The sequence below is a fragment of the Kitasatospora sp. NPDC058406 genome, from assembly GCF_042722765.1.
Lineage (GTDB): Bacteria > Actinomycetota > Actinomycetes > Streptomycetales > Streptomycetaceae > Kitasatospora.
Genome location: NZ_JBHXKE010000219.1, coordinates 1 through 15,601, shown reverse-complemented (window position 1 = coordinate 15,601; position 15,601 = coordinate 1). Strand labels below are relative to the sequence as shown.

General features: G+C 73.8%; 17 protein-coding genes and 1 pseudogene. 9 read left to right on the top strand and 9 right to left on the bottom strand.

Annotation, left to right across the window (positions count from 1 at the left end; all coding sequences use genetic code 11):
* The 3 genes from ACFWOG_RS31940 to ACFWOG_RS31930 all read right to left on the bottom strand — a co-directional run.
* Nucleotides 1–846: YbdK family carboxylate-amine ligase (locus ACFWOG_RS31940; RefSeq protein WP_380362566.1), on the bottom strand; the 846-nt coding region annotated here is incomplete at its 3' end.
* Between the two features lie 9 nt (nt 847–855).
* Nucleotides 856–1,164, bottom strand: coding sequence for an ArsR/SmtB family transcription factor (locus ACFWOG_RS31935; protein WP_380362564.1), 309 nt, complete (start codon nt 1,162–1,164; stop codon nt 856–858).
* A 299-nt stretch (nt 1,165–1,463) separates the two neighbouring features.
* Nucleotides 1,464–1,694: a DUF6296 family protein gene (locus ACFWOG_RS31930; RefSeq protein WP_380362562.1), complete on the bottom strand. Its 231-nt coding sequence runs from the start codon at nt 1,692–1,694 to the stop codon at nt 1,464–1,466.
* A 486-nt stretch (nt 1,695–2,180) separates the two neighbouring features.
* Here ACFWOG_RS31930 and ACFWOG_RS31925 point away from each other — a divergent pair, with 486 nt between their 5' ends.
* The 4 genes from ACFWOG_RS31925 to ACFWOG_RS31910 all read left to right on the top strand — a co-directional run bounded on the left by ACFWOG_RS31925 (nt 2,181) and on the right by ACFWOG_RS31910 (nt 4,754).
* Entirely contained in the window at nt 2,181–3,683 is a 1,503-nt protein-coding gene (locus ACFWOG_RS31925; protein WP_380362560.1) for an FAD-dependent monooxygenase, read from the top strand.
* Nucleotides 3,684–3,832: 149 nt separating this feature from the next.
* Complete coding sequence (locus tag ACFWOG_RS31920; RefSeq protein ID WP_380362558.1) at nt 3,833–4,093, top strand: hypothetical protein; 261 nt, start codon at nt 3,833–3,835, stop codon at nt 4,091–4,093.
* Nucleotides 4,090–4,272: a hypothetical protein gene (locus tag ACFWOG_RS31915; RefSeq protein ID WP_380362556.1), complete on the top strand. Its 183-nt coding sequence runs from the start codon at nt 4,090–4,092 to the stop codon at nt 4,270–4,272. The genes ACFWOG_RS31920 and ACFWOG_RS31915 overlap by 4 nt, the downstream gene beginning before the upstream one ends.
* 17 nt (nt 4,273–4,289) lie before the next feature.
* On the top strand, nt 4,290–4,754 hold the full coding sequence (locus ACFWOG_RS31910) for an amidohydrolase family protein (RefSeq protein WP_380362554.1): 465 nt from the start codon (nt 4,290–4,292) through the stop codon (nt 4,752–4,754).
* Between the two features lie 182 nt (nt 4,755–4,936).
* Here ACFWOG_RS31910 and ACFWOG_RS31905 read toward each other — a convergent pair whose 3' ends face one another.
* From ACFWOG_RS31905 to ACFWOG_RS31895, 3 genes are all read right to left on the bottom strand, one after another.
* Complete coding sequence (locus ACFWOG_RS31905; RefSeq protein WP_380362552.1) at nt 4,937–5,629, bottom strand: TetR/AcrR family transcriptional regulator; 693 nt, start codon at nt 5,627–5,629, stop codon at nt 4,937–4,939.
* A gap of 203 nt (nt 5,630–5,832) precedes the next feature.
* Nucleotides 5,833–6,390: a type 1 glutamine amidotransferase domain-containing protein gene (locus ACFWOG_RS31900; protein WP_380362550.1), complete on the bottom strand. Its 558-nt coding sequence runs from the start codon at nt 6,388–6,390 to the stop codon at nt 5,833–5,835.
* Nucleotides 6,391–6,432: 42 nt separating this feature from the next.
* On the bottom strand, nt 6,433–6,651 hold the full coding sequence (locus tag ACFWOG_RS31895) for a DUF6479 family protein (RefSeq protein ID WP_380362548.1): 219 nt from the start codon (nt 6,649–6,651) through the stop codon (nt 6,433–6,435).
* A 310-nt stretch (nt 6,652–6,961) separates the two neighbouring features.
* On the opposite strand from ACFWOG_RS31895, the gene ACFWOG_RS31890 reads away from it, so the two are divergent.
* The 3 genes from ACFWOG_RS31890 (at nt 6,962) to ACFWOG_RS31880 (ending at nt 9,727) form a co-directional block, all read left to right on the top strand.
* On the top strand, nt 6,962–7,222 hold the full coding sequence (locus ACFWOG_RS31890) for a DUF4235 domain-containing protein (protein ID WP_355405305.1): 261 nt from the start codon (nt 6,962–6,964) through the stop codon (nt 7,220–7,222).
* Nucleotides 7,223–7,469: 247 nt separating this feature from the next.
* Nucleotides 7,470–7,907 (top strand): hypothetical protein, encoded by a 438-nt coding sequence (locus ACFWOG_RS31885; RefSeq protein WP_380362546.1) that lies wholly within the window; start codon nt 7,470–7,472, stop codon nt 7,905–7,907.
* A 152-nt stretch (nt 7,908–8,059) separates the two neighbouring features.
* Entirely contained in the window at nt 8,060–9,727 is a 1,668-nt protein-coding gene (locus ACFWOG_RS31880) for an IS1182 family transposase (RefSeq protein WP_380362544.1), read from the top strand.
* 213 nt (nt 9,728–9,940) lie between these two features.
* On the opposite strand, the gene ACFWOG_RS31875 is transcribed toward ACFWOG_RS31880, so the two are convergent.
* Nucleotides 9,941–11,182 carry a hypothetical protein gene (locus tag ACFWOG_RS31875; protein ID WP_380362542.1) on the bottom strand — a complete coding sequence of 414 codons (1,242 nt, stop codon included), beginning with the start codon at nt 11,180–11,182 and terminating at the stop codon, nt 9,941–9,943.
* Between the two features lie 283 nt (nt 11,183–11,465).
* A complete protein-coding gene (locus ACFWOG_RS31870; protein WP_380362540.1) occupies nt 11,466–12,434 on the bottom strand; it encodes an aminoglycoside phosphotransferase family protein in 969 nt (322 codons plus the stop codon).
* A 128-nt stretch (nt 12,435–12,562) separates the two neighbouring features.
* Here ACFWOG_RS31870 and ACFWOG_RS31865 point away from each other — a divergent pair, with 128 nt between their 5' ends.
* Nucleotides 12,563–13,885 carry an amidohydrolase gene (locus tag ACFWOG_RS31865; RefSeq protein WP_380362538.1) on the top strand — a complete coding sequence of 441 codons (1,323 nt, stop codon included), beginning with the start codon at nt 12,563–12,565 and terminating at the stop codon, nt 13,883–13,885.
* Nucleotides 13,886–14,064: 179 nt separating this feature from the next.
* On the opposite strand, the gene ACFWOG_RS31860 is transcribed toward ACFWOG_RS31865, so the two are convergent.
* Nucleotides 14,065–14,301: a hypothetical protein gene (locus ACFWOG_RS31860; protein WP_380362536.1), complete on the bottom strand. Its 237-nt coding sequence runs from the start codon at nt 14,299–14,301 to the stop codon at nt 14,065–14,067.
* A 461-nt stretch (nt 14,302–14,762) separates the two neighbouring features.
* Between ACFWOG_RS31860 and ACFWOG_RS31855 the strand changes: the two are divergent.
* Nucleotides 14,763–15,601: pseudogene (locus tag ACFWOG_RS31855) on the top strand (histidine kinase); the annotation flags it as partial.

Below are 15,601 nucleotides of genomic sequence, written 5' to 3'. Positions count from 1 at the left end.
GTGCCAGACGGCCGCCGCCAGCTGCTCCGGCAGGACGGCCGGGCCCGGCCGTCCCGCGCGCTCGTCGGCGAGTGCACGGGTTGCCAGGGCACGGACCACGCCGGCCAGCATGACCGCCTCGTCGGGCCGGAGCTGGACGTCCATGGCGCGTGTCTCGACCGTCGGGTACCGCTCGGAGAGCCGGACGTGCCAGTAGAGCTGTCCGATGTCGGGGATCAGCCCGTCGCGGACGAGCGCCGTGGTGCGGCGGTCGTAGTCGCGGTCGCCGTCGAAGTGCGGGGGCGGCCCGCTGACGGGCCAGCGTCCGAAGACCGGGGTGCGCCAGGAGGCGAAACCGGTGTCCGTCCCGTGCCACAGGGGCGAGTTGGCGGCGAACGCGATCAGCAGCGGCAGCCAGGGGCGCAGCCGGTTCAGCACGGTGACGCCGGCGGACCGGTCGGGGACGCCGATGTGGACGTGCATGCCGGCGATCAGCTGCTCGTCGGTCAGGCGCCCGGTGTCGCCGCGCATGGCGCGGTAGCGGGCCGTGGGTGTGACGGGGACGGGCACTCCGTCGGTGTCGGCGAACGGGGCGGCGGCGCAGGCGGCGAGCACGCAACCGTCCGCGCGGGCGGCCTGGCCCAGTGCGTGGCGCATCCGGAGGAGGTGGCCGCCGCCCTCGTCGAGGTCGTGGCAGACCGGGGTGGCCACCTCAAGCTGGGCCTGGAGCAGCTCGTGCTGCACCTCGCCGCTGTCCAGGGCGGGCTGCAGCCCGGCCGCGTCCCGGACCTGGACGGCCCGGGCGCGGGGCAGTCCGGTCACCGCGTCGAGGAGGAGGTACTCCTCCTCGATGCCGAACGTGAGCATGCCGCGCGTCTACCCGTTCGGGGCGTCGGCAGTCGTTCCCGCGGTGCCCGGTCCCGGTCGGCCCGAGGGTTCGGCCGTGAGCACCGTGCCCGTCCGGGTGCGCAGGTGCACGGCCGTGCGGCCGGTGCGGCGGGTCGTCACCAGACCGGCGGCGCGGAGGGCGCCGAGGTGCTGGGAGACGGCGCCGGCGGTGACACCGAGGCGGGCGGCGAGGTCGGGGGTGCTCAGCGGTTCGCCGAGCTCGGAGAGCAGCGCGGCGCGGGTGCGGCCGACTGGACCTGTGGCCCACCGCCGGAGCCGCCGCCGATGCCGCGTCACTCTTCACCGAGGTGACGCTCGCCGTCCAGCCGGGCGCCGGCCACTACCCGTGGCTGGACGACCCGCAGGCGTTCACGGCCGTGCTGGAGGGCTTCCTGTCCGCGGTGGGCTAGGACGTCCTTGCCGAGCTCGCGGGCCGCTGGGGCCTGATGGGTCAGACCGGCTCCGGGCGCTGATCGCTGTCCTCTACGCCGACCCTGCCAATCAGCAGACCCTCCGGCAAGGGGTGAAGGCCAAGGTCCGGCCGTTCCTGCCCGGCAGTGGGAGGGACGTGGGCGAGGCCGGGGCGGCAGGCGTCCTCAGGACAGGCCGGCCAGTGAGGTGATCCGCAGACCGGGCGAGCACCGGAGCACGCGGTGGTCGCCGCCGCAGGTGATCTCGACCTCCAGGCCGCCGTCGCCGTCGATGTAGACGCGGTGCCCCGCCGGTCCGGTCCTGGCGCTCGCCGTCACGACGGCGCAGCGGACCGCGCCGGCCGGGTCCCGCAGGCTCACCAGGTAGGCGGCGGTGGCGCCTGTCAGGGTGGTCATGCGACCGGGTGGTCGAGGCGGAGGGACCGGCCCAGGGCTCGTGGCGTTCCGCTGGCGGTGTCGGACATGGCGATCACCTTTCAGTGTCGAAGCTCCGTGCGTCGCACGGATCCCACCACCCTGCCTCCTGCCGGCGCGGGACGCGCGACAACCCGTGCGGGGGCTCGGCTGCCCGGAGGACGTTGCTCGCGAGCCGGCTGCCGACCGGAGTCCGGTCGCCGCCCTCCTGCTCCCGCATCCGCGGAGGGGGAGGCGGTCGCTGGAGCGGGCGCTTGTGCGCCGGTCTTGCCCCGCCCTCCTTAAATGGCTACGTTGTATCCAAAATGCTTTTCGGTACTGCCGTAGCCGATAGTCGGCGACCGGACTCCCGGACGTCCGTCCGGCGAGCGCGCGGTCCGTTTCGGCGGACCTTCGACGGACCTTCTACGGACCCCGGCGCCGAATCCCGTCGCCCTTCCCGGCAAGATCAACTTGAGGCCGATCACCATGACAGAACCCCACGACACCGATGTCCTCGTCGCCGGGGCCGGACCCACCGGCTCCACCCTGGCGGCCGACCTGCTGCGGCGCGGCGTCCGCGTCCGCGTCGTCGACAAAGCGACACGGGCCTTCCAGGGCTCCCGCGCCAAGGGGATCCAGCCCCGCACCCAGGAAGTGTTCGAGGACCTCGGCGTCCTTCACGAGGCACACGCCGAAGGCGGCCCCTACCCGCTCGCAGGACTCCACCTCGGACCCTTCACCGCGCCGTGGCGGATGCAGCAGCGGAACAGGCCGACCCCGGACGTGCCGTACCCGAACATCCTCCTGCTGCCGCAGCACCGCACCGACGCCATCCTGCACCGTCTGCTCGAACGCCACGGGCTGCGCATCGAATACGGGGCCGCCCTGGAGACCTTCGAGCAGGACGCCGACGGCGTGACGGCGACGCTCTCCACCGGCGAGCGGGTGCGCACCCGGTACCTCGTCGGCGCCGACGGCGGCGCGAGCGCCGTCCGTGCGGCGACCGGTCTCGGTTTCGTCGGGGAGACCGACGACTCCGACAAGACCCTCATCATCGACGGCACGATCGACGGACTGTCCCGCGACCGGTGGCACATGTGGCCCGGCGCGTCCGCCGGAGCGTGCCCGCTGCCGCACTCCGACCAGTTCCAGGTGATGATCCGACTGAAGCCGGGCGAGGCGCCGGATCTCGACCACGCCGCCCTGACCCGCCGGTTCCACGCCCTCACCCGCCTCACGCTCCACGACATCACCTGGACCTCGGTGTTCCGGCCCAACGTCCGGCTCGTCGAGCGCTACCGCGCGGGCCGGGTCCTCCTGGCGGGCGACGCCGCCCACGTGCACACGCCCGCCGGCGCCCAGGGCCTCAACACGGGTGTGCAGGACGCCTACAACCTGGGCTGGAAGCTCGGGCAGGTGATCGCCGGCTCGCCGGACGACCTGCTCGACAGCTACGAGGCCGAACGGCTCCCGATCGCCGCAGGCGTCCTCGGCAAGTCCAGCGAGCTCTACAGGAGCCTCGGCAGGCACCGTGTCGCGGGCCTGAAACGCGGAGACGAGGAGCGGCAGCTCGGACTCACCTACGCCGGCGGCCCGCTCGCTCCCGGCGACGCCCCGGCCACCAGGACCCTGCACGCGGGCGACCGGGCGCCCGACGCGCCGTGCACCGCCCCCGGCACCACCCGCCTGTTCGACGTCCTCCGGGGACCGCACTTCACACTGCTGGCCTTCGGCCCCGGCGCCACCGCGGCCCTGCCCGGCCTGACCTGGCCGTCCGAGGGGGCCGAACTGCACCGCTACGCCGTTCGCGGCGGGCGCGGGATCGACCGTGGCCACCTCACCGACGCCACCGGCCGGCTGTCCGGCATCTACGGCGTCGACGGTGACGCGCTGATCCTCGTCCGGCCGGACGGGTACATCGCCGCCGTCATCAAGTCCGACTGGCCGGCCTCCTTCGCCACCGCGACCGCGGCCTACACCCCGCGATGACCCGGCCGGGCCGTCCGGTGCCCCACGACGTGGCCGGGGCGCCCGCGGTCGTTCCGCACGCCGACGAGGACGCGCGTCCCGCCCCGCCGCCACCGGCCGGACGGTCCCCGGTGTGCCGCCCGATCAGGTCGAACAGGAGGAGCTCAGGAATGCCAGCACCACAGGAGGTCACCGAGGGCCGCCCGGCCCCGGTCGTGACCCTGACGTTCGTCGGCGACCGCACCGGGGCGGAGGAGGCCACGGCGAGGCTCTCCGGCGAATCCCGGGCCGCGCTGCGCCAGTTCTCCCCGGAGCGCATCACCGGCTACGGCGTCGACCACGCCGATGCCGTCGAACTGCGCGCCCGCGTGAGCGAGGGCCCGACGCCGGCTATCCGCTCCTGGTCCTCCAGGGCGGCGGGGACCTCATGATCTCGATGGAGCTGGCGCAGACCCTGCTGGACGGCGCGCCCACGGACGACAAGCAGGTGGTCGTCTTCTCCGACGGTGACCACTGCGTCTACCACCACCGGCACGACCGCGACACGCTCGTCGCCGACTGGACGCGGGCCCGCCTGTGCGGCACCCCGAGCCCCGCCGTCGTGTCCTGAGACGAGGAAGCACACCCATGCAGATCATCGACGCGCAGATCCACCTCTGGGCCGGCGCGAGCGCGCCACCGCACCACTGGCGCGCGCCGTACACCGTCGAGAACGCCCTGCGCGACATGGACGAGGCCGGTGTGGACCGCGCCGTCAACTGCCCGGCGATCTGGGACGCGGGCGCCAACGACTACGTGGAGGCGGCCGAGCGGTACCCCGAGCGGTTCGCGACTCTCGGCCGGTTCCCCCTCGACGACGCCGCGGACGAGTCCCTCGTCGACGCGTGGCTGGACAAGCCCGGCATGGTGGGGCTGCGCTTCGTGATGGCGGCGCCGGAGACGGCCGGACGCCTGGCGTCGGGCACGCTCGACTGGCTGTGGGAGGCCGCCGACCGTCGTGGCATGGCCGTGGGGATCATGGTGATGCCTCCGTACCTGCCGGCCGGCAGGTCTTCGACGCGTTCGGTGCCGAGCGGATGTTCTGGGTACTGACATCACGCGTCTGCGGTGCTCGTGGCGGGAGGCGGTGACGGTGTTCACCGAGGAACTGCCCTGGCTGCGGGGCTGTGACCTCGAACTCGTCATGGGTCGCGCCGTGGCCGACCGGATCGGCCGGAGCCGACCGGCGGAACGGCCGTCGACACGGCCGTCAGCACGACCGTAGGCGGCGCGCGTCAGTGCCACCCCGAGGCTTTGCCCGGCTCCGGCTCCGGCTCCGGCGCAGGTTCCGGCTCCTGCGACGAGTCGAGCCTGGCCCGTTCCAGCCCGACGAGGAGCAGGTCCAGACCGAACCGGAACTCCTCGTGGAGCGGGACGGAGGTCAGCTCCTCGGCCGCAGCCGTCGTGGCCGGATAGTCCTCCGGGTCGAGCGAGTCGTAGTACTCCCGCAGGTGAGACCGGTCGTCGGCGCCGGGAACCCCGGGGCCGTGCTGCTGGATGGCGAAGCCGATCACGTAGTGGCCGATCGCCGTGAAGGCGCGGGCTGCCAGACCGACCGGGAACCCGTGGCCCAGGAACAACGTGATGAGGCCCTCCCTGGCACGGAGACCGTTGGGACCGACGGGGACCCGGGCCGCCAGCAGGGGCAACGCGTCGGGGTGCCGGCACAGCGTGCCGTACAGGGCCTCGGCCGAGACGGCGGCGGCTTCCTGCCACGGCAGGTCGGCGAGGTCGCCGGGCGGGACGCGGACCTCGCCCAGGATCCTGTCCGCGACGAGGGCGAGGAGCTCGTCCTTGCCGCTGAAGTGCCGGTAGAGCGTCGCCGTGCCGGAGCCGAGCGAATCGGCGACCATGCGCAGCGTCAGGGCCTGGATCCCGACCTCGTCGATCAGCCTCAGGGCCGCGTCGACGAACTGCCCGACCTCCATCGGGGGACGACCGCGCCGGTATTCCGGGGCCGGCGCCCGGCCCGCCCACCAGGCGGGACTACCCGGGACCGGCTTGACCTTCGACGCCATGAAGCAGTGGCCCTCTCGGCGGAGCTTTGCTGAGGAGTTTCGGACTTATCGTATCCGTTTTCGACATCGGACGGCCCCGGACGGACGGCGTGCAGGACGGGCGCGGGCCCGCCTCAGTGCTGTGCGGTCTCCAGCGCGGCGTCGATGCCGCGCAGGAACGCGTCGAGGTCGTCGGGGGTGCGGGAAGTCACCAGCCGCCAGCCGCCGGAGTCGTCCTCGACGAGCGGCCGGTCGGTCCAGGTCGCGCCCGCGTTGCCGAGGTCGGTGCGCAGCGACGGGTACGAGGTGAGGGTCTTGCCGTCGGCCACACCGGCCTCGGCGAGCAACCAGGGGCCGTGGCAGATCGCGGCGATCGGACGGCCGGAGCCGGCGAAGGCGCGGACCAGGTTGACGGCCTCCTTCTCCAGCCGAAGCGTGTCGGCGTTGATCGTCCCGCCGGGGACGACCAGCAGGTCGTAGTCGTCGGCGTTCGCTTCGGCGAGGGTGTGGGTCGGTTGCACGGTCTCGCCGGGATCCTTGTCCCCGATCAGGGTGCGGATGCCGTCCCGGGAGACGGCGGCGATGTCGGTCTGGATACCGCTCTCGCGCAAGTGCCGCACGGGTACGAGGAGTTCGTCCTGTTCGACGCCGTAGTCGGTCACGATCGCGAGTGCTCTGGTGGTGCGGGTCATGGTCTCCTCCGGTTCAGGGGTCGGAATTCGGTGTCGTCGGGCCTAGGCCTGCCCGTCCCGGGGCCGGCGCCCGCCGGAGTGCCGGCCCGGTCCCCGGGAGGCCCGGCCGGTGTAGGGCGGCGGCCTGCGCCGTTTCTGCCTGCGGACGCCCAGCAGGACGGAGCCGACCAGGGCGCCGCCGATGGCCAGGACCACCAGGACCAGCAGGATTCCGGACACGGCGGGTCCCGCTGCGGACGCGTTGGTGAGCATCGTCGTCATGGACTGCGGGTGCCCGTGATCCGCGCGGCTACACGCGGCCGGGGTGTGGCGGCGGGGTGTGGCGGCGGGGTGGTGGTGAGTCGCCGGGGTGCGCCTTCGGTCGGAGGCGGGCGGACCGGGTATCGGAGGGTTGGGAGGCACGAGGAGGGAAAGTCGCCTGCGCACGGCGCTCCTTCCCGGGCGCGGGGACGGCAGGGCGGGGGAAGGTGCCGTATGCCCGGCCCCGTTCCACCGCGCCCGGCCCGATGGGCGCAAACGCCGGTCCGACGCAGCCACGTGCAGCCCGGGCGGCACGATCGAGGAGAGTGTGATGATCAGAATTCTCTACAAGCCGTTCGGCCTGCTCGCCGGCGCTCTGGGAGGGGTTCTGGCCGGTGCCCTCTTTCGACGGCTCTGGAAGCTGGTCGGGGGCGAGGACGACGCGCCCAGCCCCACGGACGAGGACCGGAGCTGGCGCGGGGTGCTGACCGCGGCCGCGTTGCAGGGCGCGGTCTTCGCACTCGTGAAGGCGGCGGTCGACCGCGGAGGAGCCGTGGGCATCCGCCGGCTGACCGGAACCTGGCCCGACTGAGAGTCGGCCCGCGCCCTCCGGGGGCCGCTCGCACCCGGATCGATTGGTCGGCCCGCGGCGCGTTTGCCGGGCTCACATCCGGTCAGACGGACGGAGGACCCGCGGAACGACGGAGGGAATCGGCAATGAAGACCGGTGTGAACGGGGGCCGCACGACGGGCTTCCGACCGACGGGGCGGCCCGTCCCCGAGCAGGCGACGGCGACCGCCGGGACCGATACCGACGCGATCAAGGAGTGTGCGCACCGATGACCCGCGAGCACAGCAACGAGAAGACGGTCCTCCCCACTGCGGCGGACCTCTCGACCCGGATGGCCGACACCCGCGAGCGGCTCACCGACGTCGTCGACGTCGTGGTGGCGAAGGCGGACGTGGGTGCCCGGGCACGGGACGCCGCCGTACATGCCAGGGAGAGCATCGGCCACACGGCCGACCAGGCCCTGCACGCCGTGGTGGAGCAGATCGGCGAGGTTGCCGACAGTCTGCGCGCCGGGGGCGTGCAGGTGAAGGAGCACACCGTAGGTCTCACGGACTCGGCCGGCGAGGTGTTCGAACGGCTCTCGGAGACCTCGACCCGCGGACGGGCCCTGAAGGACTTCCGGTACAGCGGCCCGGTGCTCGCCGCGGTAGGGGGTGCCTTGCTCGCCACGGCCGTGATCGTCACCGTGCGCCGCCGCCGTAGGTGAGGTGACCCACCGCCGGTCGGACGTCCGTCGGAATGCGGGGCCGGCACCGGGTACGCGGATGCTGTTGGTTAATTCGGGGCCGTGCGTGACGTCGGCTCCCATGACCCGGTTGTGGTCGTGGGAGCCGACGTTGTCGTGTGGGGTGGGTGTCGATGTCTATGCAGCCGAAGGGGCCGGGGGAGATTCCGGCGGAGACGGTGCGGGTGGCGCAGGCCGCGTTCCCGAAGGGGAGCCTGGCGATCCGGGTGCGGGATGAGCTGGGTGTGCTGTTCACCGACGAGGGGTTCGCGGACCTCTTCCCGGTGCGGGGGAAACCCGCCTGGTCACCAGGACGGCTGGCGTTGGTGCTGGTGTTGCAGTTCGTCGAGGGGCTCACCGACCGGCAGGCCGCCGAGGCGGTGCGGGCAAGGATCGACTTCAAATATGCCCTTGCGCTGGAACTGACTGATCCGGGCTTCGACTTCTCGGTGTTGTCGGAGTTCCGGGACCGTCTGGTCGAGGCGGAGGCGGGCAGGCGGGTGTTGGACGGCATCTTGAACGCGGCCCGGGAGAAGGGGCTGCTCAAGACCGCTGGCCGGGCCCGCACCGACTCCACACATGTGAAATGCGCGGCACGGGAGCTGTGCTGGCTGGAGATGGTCGCGGAAACGCTCCGCTCGGCACTGAACACGCTCGCGCAGGCTGCCCCCGACTGGCTGGTGGAGATCGCCGAGCCGGACTGGTTCCGGCACTACGCCACCCGGGCCGAGGACTCCCGGTTCCCCAAGGCCCCCACCAAACGGGAGGAGATCGGCCGACGGATCGGCACGGACGGGACGCGACTGCTTGAGGCCGTCTTCTCGCCCCAGGCACCGGCCGGACTGCGGGAGCTGGAGCAGGTGGAGATCCTGCGACGGATGTGGGTCCAGCACTTCCGTCAGGACGGGGACGAGGTGAGGCGACGGGACCCAAAAGACCGCCCGCCGGGCGCGACGCGCCTGGTCACGCCCTATGACCCCGAGGCCAGGGGCAGCAAGAAACGCGACATCCTGTGGGACGGATACAAGGCCCATCTCACCGAGACCTGCGAGCCGGATGCCCCGAACCTGATCACGAACGTGGCCACGACCGATGCCACCGTTGCGGACAGCGTGATGGCCGGGGCGATTCACGCTTCCCTCGCCGCGCGGGACTGCCTACCCGGTGAGCATTGGGTCGATGCCGGCTATCCCAACGCCGCACAGGTACTCGCGGCCGACCGTGACCACGGCGTCGCGCTGCACGGGCCCATGGCCACCGACACCAGTCTTCAAAAGAACGTTCTGTTCCGGCGGGACGCGTTCACCCTCGACTGGGACCATCGGCAGGCCACCTGCCCGAACGGGATCACCAGCACCCAGTGGCATCCCCGCCGCTCGCAGACCGGACTGCCTGTCATCCGGGTCCGGTTCAATCCCGCTGACTGCCGCACCTGCCCTGACCTGCGCGCTTGCACCAGCTCCCCGAAAGCTCAACGCCGCGAGCTCACCCTCCGGCCCCGCGACGAGTATGCCGCCCGCCAGGCCGCCCGCGCCGAACAGCACACCGACGCCTGGAAGGACCGTTACAAGATCCGCGCCGGGATCGAGGGCACCATCTCCCAAGGTGTCCAGCGTTGCGGCCTGCGTAGATCCCGCTACCAGGGCCTCGCGAAGACCAGCCTCCAGCACCAACTCACCGGCGCCGCCATCAACCTCGCCCGCATCGATGCCCACCTCACCGAAACACCCCGCGCCCGCACCCGCACCAGCCATTTCGCACGGCTTCGCCCCGCCGAGTCGAAACCCAGCGGGGCGAATTAACCAACAGCATCCGGGTACGCGGTGCCGGCCCCGCACCGTGTCCCCACGGTGGTCCGCCAGGACCGCCGCCCGTCTGTCGGGCGGGCGCCGACCGTTGGGGGCGGAGCTCAACGCCCACGTCCCCACCCGTACGCCGCGAGCCGGAACCGGAACGACCCGGGGCCCCGCCGTCACGCGGTGGTTGTCGGGACGCGGCTCTCGTCGTCCCGGGCGTCAACCGCCGGCCTGTTCAGGGAGGACGGCGACGGAGAGCGGAAGGTGGCCGACCGGGAGGCGGGTGGTCCGGCCGGTGGCGGTGTCGACGAGGGTGAGGCCGTTCCAGCCGCCCTCGCGGGTGAAGCCGCCGGCGACGTACGCGGTGCGACCGTCCGGCGAGAGGGTGACGGTCTCGTGCGGGCCGTCGAGGGGGAGGACGCGTTCCGTGCCGTCCGGGGAGCGGATGGTGAGGGAGGGGCCGGCGTCCGTGGCGGGGTCGATCGGCCCGGTGCCGACGACGTAGAGGGTGCCGTCGGGGGCGATGGTGGCGCCGTGCTGGTGGGTGTTGGCGGTCATCGGTTCGACGGTGGTGCGGCCGGTGGACGGGTCGACGACGGCGAGGCGCTCGCCCTCGAAGGGAAGCAGCAACGCGCCGTCGGTCGTGCGGACGGCGGCGTAGTGGGGCTTGAGCCAGGAGCCGAGGCCGCCCTCGGTGCCGTACGGGGCGACCTCGATGCGGCGGGTGTCCCAGGTGGCGGTGTCGACCGTCGTCACGTCGAAGGAGTCGTGGCCGGTGACGTAGACCTGGCGGCCGTCGGCGGAGACGTCCACGTCGAAGGGGCGGCGGCCGACCGGGACGACCTGGACGACGGCGCGGGTGGCCGTGTCGACGACTTCCAGGGTGCCGTTCCCCCCGGGCACGTTGACACCGACGTAGAGCCGGCTGCCGTCCGGGGAGAGGGCGAGGCCCATGCCGCCGCCCCGGTACTCGCCGGTGGCCACGGGGCCGGTCCGGGTCCTGTACGGGACCAGCGCGGTTCGCGTGCGGGCCCGGGTGTCGACGGCGGCGACGCCCTCGGCGGTGGCCACCCAGGCGGTGCCGTCGGGTGCGACGGCGAGGGCGTAGGGGCCGGTGCCGACCCGGACGGAGCCCAGGTCCGCTCCGCGGTCGGTGCGGGACGGGTCGACGAACGTGACGGTGTCCGCACCGAAGTCGGTGACCAGGAGCAGGGGGGTCGGCCGGTCCGGCGAGCCGGAGGGCCCGGCGGCGGTGGGCGCCGCTGCGGTCGCACTCGGGCCCGGGTTCTGGCTCGGGTCGGCGGCGGGCGGTGCGGGTGGGGTCTGACCGCAGGCGGCGAGCAGTACGAGGGCCGTCGCCGCGCCCGCGGCGGCCCGGGCCAGGGCGGCCCGAACGGCCACCTCCGATCCTCGACGGAACCGCCGGCCCGGTCGGCCGGTGACAGGGGGGCGGTCGGTCATCGAGGGTTCCTCCACGAAGGGGCCGGCGGTCGGCGCCGATGGGCCGCGGTGCCCTCCAGCCTGCCCCTCGGGCGCCGGCGGGGGATCGGCAGCCCGGCCCGTCCGACGCCGCCGGTCGGTGGACGACGGGGTCAACCGATCGGCTGACCCCGGTGCCGGTGCCGGCCTTCACCGACCTCATCGAGGCTCGGGCCCGTGCCCGTGGCGACGACGCCGGGGCGGCCTCGGAGGCCCTGGCCGCCTCCGGGAGTCTGCTCGACCGCTGACGGGACAGCCGGTCTGCTCACGCCGGGCGACGCGCGCCGGTGGCATCGTCCGCCGGGCCGTGCTCGCCGGGCCGGGGGACCGGTGCGAGGAGTCGTCGCAGTGCGGCGCGGGCCGGTGGGCCCCAGGTGGCCTTGCCGCCGGGGCGGCCGTGGACGCCGGCCTCCCCGATGAGGAGGCAGGCGAGTGCGCGCCACACCGCCCAGCCGCGGGCGCGACGCAGGGTCGCGGCGTCCGGGGCCGGCCGGTACGCGGCAACGAACCTGTCGACGGCGCCGTCCGGCAGCAGGATCCACGCCGCGGCGAGGTCGAAGGCCGGATCACCCGCGAAGAGGTCGCCGAAATCGACTACTCCGCAGAACGTGCCGTTCGCGGTGAGGACGTTGGCCGGGTGCAGATCGCCGTGGAGCCACAGTGCCGGGCCCGTCCAGGCGGACGCGGCCACGGCGTCCTCCCAGAGCGCGCGGACGCCGTCCGGGGCGGGGATCAGTCCGAGCTCGGTGGCCGAGGCGAGCATCCTGGCGAACCCCTCGGCATGGTCGGCCAGTGGCCCCCCGCGGTCCCGACCGGTCGGCGCCCCGTCGGGAGCGGGTCGGTGAAGGGCCGCCAGGAAGGCGGCCAAGGCGTCGGCCGCCTCCGCGGCGCGTGTGGCGGGGGCGCGGTCGGCGGGCTCGCCCGGCACCCAGGTGGTGACGATCCAGGGCCGCGGAAATCGGTCGGAGGGCTCACCGAGGCGCTGCGGGACGGGGACCCGCAGCGGAAGGTGCGGGGCGAGGCCGGGCAGCCAGGCGTGTTCCTTGCGCAGCAGCGCATCGGCGGACTGTGTAGCCCACGGCAGCCGCACGGCGAGGTCGTCGCCGAGCCGCCACAGCTGGTTGTCCCAGCCGCGTGCGCCGAGCTTCACCGGACGATCGGCCAGGTCGGGGTGCTGGTCGCGCAGCAGGTCCCGGACCAGTTCCGCAGTGACCTCGATCTCGCTGTGAGTCATGCGGAACAACCATAGCCGGGCGGTGGGCCGCCTCGAGGACCGTGGGCGCGTGAGGGGTGCGCCGGGTGGCGCCGGGTGGGGAACGGGGGCCCGGCGATGATAAACAGACTGTTGCAGGAAATGGTGGGATGTTTCGTCGGCGGGCTGTCCGTCGGGCAGTCCGCGGCCGGATCGGTGTCCGCACCGGCAGCAGGGAGCAGCCCACCGCCCGCCGACGCGACCGCACCGAGGAAGGGTTGACCCCCGTGACCGCAACCACCGCCACCGTCTTCCGCAACGTCCGTCCGTACGGCGCCGATCGCGCCGTCGACCTGTTCGCCGCCGACGGTCTGCTGGTCGAGCGCCTGCCGGCCGGCGCGGACCCGCTCGTCGTGGAGGGCGAGGGGCGGATCGCCCTGCCCACGCTGGTGGACGCGCACATTCACCCGGACAAGACGGCCTGGGGCGAGCCCTGGTACGGCCGGCGCCCGGCCGGCTCGCTCCCCGAGTACGTCGGTGGCGACGTCGACCTCTACCGCCGTCAGCGCACCCCCCTCGCCGCGCGCGCCCAGCGGCTGCTGGCCCACGCCGTGGCCTGCGGCACGCGCGCGGTCCGGGCCCACGTGGACGTCGCCCCCGCCTACGGGCTGGACGGGGTGACCGGGCTGGCCGAGGCACGCGAGCGGTTGGCCCCGGCGCTGGACGTCCAGCTGGTGGCCTTCCCGCAGCACGGCGTCCGCCGCACCCCCGGCACGGCGGAGCTGCTGGCCGAGGCGGCGGCGAGCGGACTGATCGACGCGGTCGGCGGGATCGACCCCGCCGGCTTCGACGGAGGACCGGACGGCGAGGGTCCCGCCCAGCTCGACCTCGTCTTCGACCTGGCCGAACGCCACGGCCTGCAGTTGGACGTCCACCTGCACGACCGTGGCGAGCGGGGCCTCGGCCCGCTGCGTGACATCCTCGCGCGCACCCGGGCCGCGGGCCTGGCCGGCCGGGTCGTGGTCAGCCACGCCTTCTGCGTCCCGGAGCTCGCCGACGAGCGGCTCACCGACCTCGCCGACGAGCTGGCGGAGGCCGGCGTCGGCCTCACCACCGTCGCCCCCTCGGCCCACCAGATGCTGCCGTTCCGCGAGCTGCAGTCGCACGGCGTGCGCGTCGGCCTGGGGTCCGACGGCGTGCGCGACTCCTGGAGCCCGTACGGCAACGCCGACATGCTGCACCGCGCCCACCTGCTCGGCTGGACCACCGGTGCCCGCACCGACGAGGAGCTGAGCGACTGCTTCGCCCTGGCCGCCGACGGCGGCGCCGACCTGCTCGACCTCCCGCGCGTCACCCTCCGGCCGGGCTCCCCGGCCGACTTCATGCTGCTCCCCGGTGAGTGCCTCCCGCAGATCGTGGTCGACCTGCCCCCACGCGACGTCGTCGTCCACGCCGGCCGCGTGGTCGCCCGGGACGGCCGCTTCCTCGGCTGACACCCGCCGGGGGTGGGCGGCCTCGTTCGGCCTGGTGGCGAGCTGTTTGACGTCGGGTACGAGGTGTCCGGACCACGGGCCGGACCGACGCCGGCCGGGATGCGCGGTGCGTCGAGCGGACGGTCGCCGTACGGGTCGGTCGGGTCGGGCGGGTCGGTCGGGCGGGTTGGGCCGGCGGGTCAGCCCTTCCCGCCCTCGGCCCAGGTGAGGTCCATCTGGTCGATGAAGCGGCGGCCGTCGAAGGAGAGGAAGACCTTGGACGTGGTGTCGTTGTCCGCCGTCCAGGTCTTGTCCCACTGCACGACGGTGCCGGCGCCGCCGTGCCTGGGGTAGTAGAGGCCCTCGCGGCGCACCGGGTGGTGGTAGAAGCCGTGCCCGTTGGCCAGCCCGGTACGGCGTCCTGACGAGGGCGCCACTGACGTCGTCGAAGAGCGCGGCGGGGAAGTTGGTGCGGGCGACGAGCTTCGGCGGGACGTAGTGGACGTCGACCTCGGCGGCGTCCACGGAGCGGGCGGGTTCCCCCGGCAGCCGGTGGAACGCCTTGCGTACGGCACCCGCACGCTCGTAGCTGTCGGTGAAGGTCACCAGGCTTCCTCCCGGCCCTCCGTGTGAGGTGACGGTCACGGTGACCGCGAGCGGTCTCGGCGCCACCGGCTCCGTCGGCCTCCTCGACCTCCCGTGGATGCTCCTCGACGCGGCCCTTGCCCTCGCGGCCGGGGGTCCGTCATTGCTGCCGGCCAGGCGTCGCCGCGGCGGCCGAGGACGGAGCGAGGGGCGCTCCGCAGCCGCCCAGGCCGGAAGTCCGGCCGGGCCCGTCCGGAGGTACGGGACGGCCGCTTGTTGCCTGATATCGGGCAAAACGGGATAAAAAGTGACTATGGACCCTCGCCCGGGTGGAAGCGACGTGCACCGTCCGGCCGGCCCCCGGGCCGGCCTCGGCGCCGGCGCGCCGAGGCCCGGAGCGGGTCGCCGACCCCCCGGGAAGGACGGCGGTGGTCCGCACGGCGACCCGCCGCCACCGGCGTCGCCGCCCCGGCCACCGGGCGGGACGGCCGGGCGCAGCTTCGCCCGCGAGGTCTTCCTCCTCCAACTGGTGATGGTCGTCCTCCTGGTGGTCGGCGCCGTGGTGGCCCTCGTGGTGCAGCAACAGCGCTCCACCACCACCGACGCCCGGCACCGCACCCTCGCCGCCGCCGAGTCGTTCGCCCACGCGCCCGGACTCGTCGCCGCTCTGGACGGCGCCGACCCCACCGCGACCCTCCAACCGCTGGCCGAGGAGGTCCGGACGGCCGCCGGGATCGACGCGCTCATCGTGTACCGGCTCGACGGGACCGTGCTCACGCACAGCGACACCTCGCAGCTCGGCAAGCACGTCATCGGCCCCTACGCGGAGGCCGCCGAGGGCAGGGCCGTCACCAGGACCTTCGACGGTGCGCTGGGCCGCTCGGTGGTGTCGGCCGTCCCCGTCAAGGACGCGACCGGTGCGGTGGTCGCCATCGTCGCCGCCCCCGTCACCCTCGAAGCCATCCACAAGTCGGTCCACCACGAGCTGCCCCTCTTCCTGGTCGGAGCCGCCGCCGCCACCGCCCTCGCGGCCGGCTGCGCCGCCCTGGTGAGCCGCCGGCTGCGACGCCAGACGCGGGGCCTGGGCCCGGCCGCGATGACCCGGATGTACGAACACCACGACGCCGTCCTGCACTCGGTGCGCGAGGGCGT

What these genes read in the sequence shown, in the direction of transcription:
- ACFWOG_RS31930 (WP_380362562.1), bottom strand. Translation starts at nt 1,694, where the DNA reads ATGACCACCCTGACAGGCGCCACCGCCGCCTACCTGGTGAGCCTGCGG.
- ACFWOG_RS31925 (WP_380362560.1), top strand. Translation starts at nt 2,181, where the DNA reads ATGACAGAACCCCACGACACCGATGTCCTCGTCGCCGGGGCCGGACCC.
- ACFWOG_RS31920 (WP_380362558.1), top strand. Translation starts at nt 3,833, where the DNA reads ATGCCAGCACCACAGGAGGTCACCGAGGGCCGCCCGGCCCCGGTCGTG.
- ACFWOG_RS31915 (WP_380362556.1), top strand. Translation starts at nt 4,090, where the DNA reads ATGATCTCGATGGAGCTGGCGCAGACCCTGCTGGACGGCGCGCCCACG.
- ACFWOG_RS31910 (WP_380362554.1), top strand. Translation starts at nt 4,290, where the DNA reads ATGCAGATCATCGACGCGCAGATCCACCTCTGGGCCGGCGCGAGCGCG.
- ACFWOG_RS31905 (WP_380362552.1), bottom strand. Translation starts at nt 5,629, where the DNA reads ATGGAGGTCGGGCAGTTCGTCGACGCGGCCCTGAGGCTGATCGACGAG.
- ACFWOG_RS31900 (WP_380362550.1), bottom strand. Translation starts at nt 6,390, where the DNA reads ATGACCCGCACCACCAGAGCACTCGCGATCGTGACCGACTACGGCGTC.
- ACFWOG_RS31895 (WP_380362548.1), bottom strand. Translation starts at nt 6,651, where the DNA reads ATGACGACGATGCTCACCAACGCGTCCGCAGCGGGACCCGCCGTGTCC.
- ACFWOG_RS31890 (WP_355405305.1), top strand. Translation starts at nt 6,962, where the DNA reads ATGATCAGAATTCTCTACAAGCCGTTCGGCCTGCTCGCCGGCGCTCTG.
- ACFWOG_RS31885 (WP_380362546.1), top strand. Translation starts at nt 7,470, where the DNA reads ATGACCCGCGAGCACAGCAACGAGAAGACGGTCCTCCCCACTGCGGCG.
- ACFWOG_RS31880 (WP_380362544.1), top strand. Translation starts at nt 8,060, where the DNA reads ATGTCTATGCAGCCGAAGGGGCCGGGGGAGATTCCGGCGGAGACGGTG.
- ACFWOG_RS31875 (WP_380362542.1), bottom strand. Translation starts at nt 11,182, where the DNA reads ATGACCGACCGCCCCCCTGTCACCGGCCGACCGGGCCGGCGGTTCCGT.
- ACFWOG_RS31870 (WP_380362540.1), bottom strand. Translation starts at nt 12,434, where the DNA reads ATGACTCACAGCGAGATCGAGGTCACTGCGGAACTGGTCCGGGACCTG.
- ACFWOG_RS31865 (WP_380362538.1), top strand. Translation starts at nt 12,563, where the DNA reads ATGTTTCGTCGGCGGGCTGTCCGTCGGGCAGTCCGCGGCCGGATCGGT.